Origin of the sequence: Brevibacillus nigriterrae, assembly GCF_049846925.1 — a bacterium.
Classification (GTDB): domain Bacteria; phylum Bacillota; class Bacilli; order Brevibacillales; family Brevibacillaceae; genus Brevibacillus_H.
The window spans coordinates 1-642 of record NZ_JBNCMT010000085.1; the positions used below are offsets into that span (position 1 = coordinate 1).

Below are 642 nucleotides of genomic sequence, written 5' to 3' on the forward strand. Positions count from 1 at the left end.
TTACATCACTTTTTGGGGAAATGGTGACCCGTAGGGGATTCGAACCCCTGAATGACAGCGTGAAAGGCTGCTGTGTTAAACCGCTTCACCAACGGGCCAATATAGTTATGTAATGGCGGATGGAGTGGGATTTGAACCCACGAGACGAGTTATCCCCGCCTACACGATTTCCAATCGTGCTCCTTCGGCCACTCGGACATCCATCCATTATGGCTCCTCAGGACGGACTCGAACCGCCAACCTACCGGTTAACAGCCGGTTGCTCCACCATTGAGCTACTGAGGAATAACGTCTGTATATAGAACAACAAATTGGTGGAGCTGAACGGGATCGAACCGATGACCTCCTGCTTGCAAGGCAGGCGCTCTCCCAACTGAGCTACAGCCCCAATAAGGGTTATATAGTGCTCTGTCTGGTGGGCCTAGGCTGACTCGAACAGCCGACCTCACGCTTATCAGGCGTGCGCTCTAACCAACTGAGCTATAGGCCCTCAATTAGGATTGTATTTGTACCCTGAAAACTGGATACGCAAGTAATGTAACATAAGGATAATGGACGTGGATAAGTCCTCGACCGATTAGTATTCGTCAGCTCCATGCGTTACCGCACTTCCACACCGAACCTATCAACCTTATCGTCTAT

5 tRNA genes and 1 rRNA gene are annotated in these 642 nt (G+C 50.3%); all 6 read right to left on the reverse strand.

Annotated features, from left to right (window positions below):
- Positions 1-21 precede the first annotated feature (21 nt).
- A tRNA-Glu gene (locus ACPW7N_RS26740) sits at positions 22-98 on the reverse strand.
- Between the two features lie 15 nt (positions 99-113).
- Positions 114-206, reverse strand: a tRNA-Ser gene (locus tag ACPW7N_RS26745).
- Between the two features lie 4 nt (positions 207-210).
- A tRNA-Asn gene (locus ACPW7N_RS26750) sits at positions 211-285 on the reverse strand.
- 27 nt (positions 286-312) lie between these two features.
- Positions 313-388, reverse strand: a tRNA-Ala gene (locus ACPW7N_RS26755).
- 25 nt (positions 389-413) lie between these two features.
- A tRNA-Ile gene (locus tag ACPW7N_RS26760) sits at positions 414-490 on the reverse strand.
- Between the two features lie 67 nt (positions 491-557).
- Positions 558-642, reverse strand: a 23S ribosomal RNA gene (locus ACPW7N_RS26765); the annotation flags it as partial.